We start from the raw sequence: 2654 nt of genomic DNA on the forward strand, positions 1-2654 counted from the left end.
CGCCTCACCCGGGTTTCGACTCGGCCCTCCGCTAACGCTCCGGCCCGGCTCAACCAGCGGACCAGCCGGTCTTCCGCTGGTCGAGTAGGGCGAACGAAGTGAGGCCCGTATCGAGACCAGGTGACCCCGGTCCTATGGTCTCGATACGGCTCGCGCTTGGGGGCTCGCCTACTCGACCGACGAGAGATGCGGGCTCAGCCGGTGGAGGTCAGGCCGGCGCGCTGGACGGCGGAGCGGAGGCCAGGGAGCGCCGGGTCGTCGGCCCGGACGAACGCGGCCGGCGTCCCGACCGGCGCGGGGACCATCAGCGCCCGGTCGCCGTCGTACGTCTTCCCGGTGAGCAGGTGCACCCAGCGGCCCGGCGGCAGCACGACGCGTACCGAGGTCGCCCCGCCTTTCAGGGCCGGCGCCACCAGCAGCGAGCCGCCGAGGAAGAACTGGTCGTCGCTGCGCGCGGCGAGCGTGCCCGGGTAGACCAGCCAAGAGTGCCGGATCGCCGGGACGCCGGTGATGGTCGCCTCCTGGACGACGCCCGCCCGGTACGGCGCGAGCGCGGCATACAGCCGGGTCATCCGAGCGAATGCCGCGCGCTGGTCCGGGTCGTACACCTGTTTGTTGTCGGCGGGTCGGTTCGTCTCGTGCGTGCGCATCATCGTCCCGAACGCGGCGTACTCGGCCCACCGGGCGTTGAGGTCAGACGGGCGGGTGTAGTCGCGGACCTTGGCGTTCACCGAGGTGTAGCCGCCGATGTCGGAGTGGACCAGCGGCCACCCGGAGACGCCCGCCGCGAGCGTGCCGTGCAGCGCGGACGCCAGCCCGTCCTGGGCGGAGTAGTCGACGAGCTGGTCGCCGGTCCAGAACATCGGCGTGTGCCCGCTCATCCCGAGCGAGCCGGACCGGAACCACGTCACGCACTGCGGCTTGCCCGCACGCCGGCACGCGTCCTGCACGGTCTGGGCCCACAGCAGCGGCCAGCGGTTGTGCTCGGTCGCGGCGTCACCGGCGGCGAGGCGGGCGTCGTACGGCAGCCCCTCGCCGAAGTCGGCCATGAACCCGTCCACGCCCCGGGTCAGCACCTGGGTCGCGATGACGTCCGCGTACCAGGCGCGCGCAGCCGGGTTGGTGAGGTCGACGAGCGCCGCGTCGAACCCGCCCTGGTCCAGCTGGTACGGCTGACCACCGGCGTTCTTCACCAGGTACCCGCGCTGCCGGGCCTCCTCCCACAGGTTGCGAATCCCGTTGTCGCCCTTGGGTTTCGCGTCGACGAGCCACGGGTTGACGTACGTCGTCGTGCGGATGCCCTGAGCGGCGAGGTCGCCGACCAGCCGGTCCCAGTCGGGGTAGCGCTTGCGGTCCAGCTGCCAGGTCCACCACAGCCGGTCGCCGAACGACGTGCGCCGCTGCCCGGTCCAGTCCTGCAGCCAGACGGCGGAGATCTTCGCGCCCGACCGGCGCAGCGCGTCGACCTCGCGGCGGACGGCGGCGGTGCCACCCTGCAGACCGACGACCGCGCCGCCGTTCACCCAGGAGGCAAGCGGCGGACGCATCTCCCCGGCCGCCTGCTGCCCCACCAGGTCCAGCGGATCGGCGCCGGCGGACACCTGCGCCCGGACCCGGTTGCTCCAGACGTTCAGCCCGACCTCGTCGCGGGTGCGCAGGTCCGCCACCGCGAACGCGTGCGACTCCGGCGTGCTCGGGTCGAGGCGCAGCCCGCGCAGGTCGTCGGTCACGAAGGTGGACGTCGCCGCGTACGTCGTCTGGTCGGTGCCGGCGGCGCCGTGGTTGGTGAGGTTCGCGAGCGCGCTGAGCGGCTGGACGCCCCGGCCGACGCCCTGCTCACGCACGACGACCGGCAGCAGGCGGCCGTCCAGGTCGAAGCCGGAGAACTGCTCGCCGAAGCCATGGACCGCCGCGCCGCCGGACCGACCGCTGACGAGCCCTACCGCGTCCACGCCGCCGTCGGTGACGCGCACGTCCAGGACCGCTCCCCCGGCCCGTTCGCTCACGGTCATCTCGTACGCCGCCTCGCGGCCGTTCCCGGACAACCGACCGCGCAGCCGTACGGCGCTCCCGCCCGTCTCGACCGACTGCACCGACTGGTTGCCGAGGCGCCCGTCGATGGCGACGTCCGGCCAGAAGTAGCCGCGGTGGTCCTCCCACGACACCGAGCCGCGCGCGCCGGTGACGAATGCCCGTCCCGGCGCCGACTGCCAGACCGCCCGGCCGGGGGCGTCGACGCGGACGCCCCGCGCGTCGACCACCACGGTGAGGACGCCGACCGGGTAGCTGCCCTGCGCCGCCTTCTGCACCTCGAGGCGCCCGGGCCGCACCACGTCGAGCCGGTCCTCCGGCAGCCGGGCCCACAGGACCGCGACCGCCGCCACGGCGACGACGAGGACGGTCGGCACGGTCAGCAGGACGGCGCGCCGCAGTCGCCGCCTCGGGCGGTCAGGAGTGTCGGTCACGGAGGGACACAGTACGGATCACCGCCGGTCGACGAGCCCCGAACAGCCACCCCACCGCCGGTTGAGCCGGGCGAGCGCCCCAGCGCGAGCCCGCCTCCCCGCTGGTTGAGCCGGGCGAGCGCCCCAGCGCGAGCCCGAGTCGAAACCACCGCAGCCGCGCCCGCTCGAGTCTCCCTGCGTCTCACCGGG

Annotated in this window: 1 protein-coding gene; it reads right to left on the minus strand. The window is 74.0% G+C overall.

The genetic code is table 11. From position 1 onward, the window contains the following. Positions 1-194 precede the first annotated feature (194 nt). Entirely contained in the window at positions 195-2465 is a 2271-nt protein-coding gene (locus tag P4R38_RS05215; RefSeq protein ID WP_277191316.1) for an alpha-glucosidase, read from the minus strand. Positions 2466-2654: the final 189 nt, after the last annotated feature.

Source organism: Luteipulveratus flavus (assembly GCF_029439465.1).
Classification (GTDB): domain Bacteria; phylum Actinomycetota; class Actinomycetes; order Actinomycetales; family Dermatophilaceae; genus Luteipulveratus; species Luteipulveratus flavus.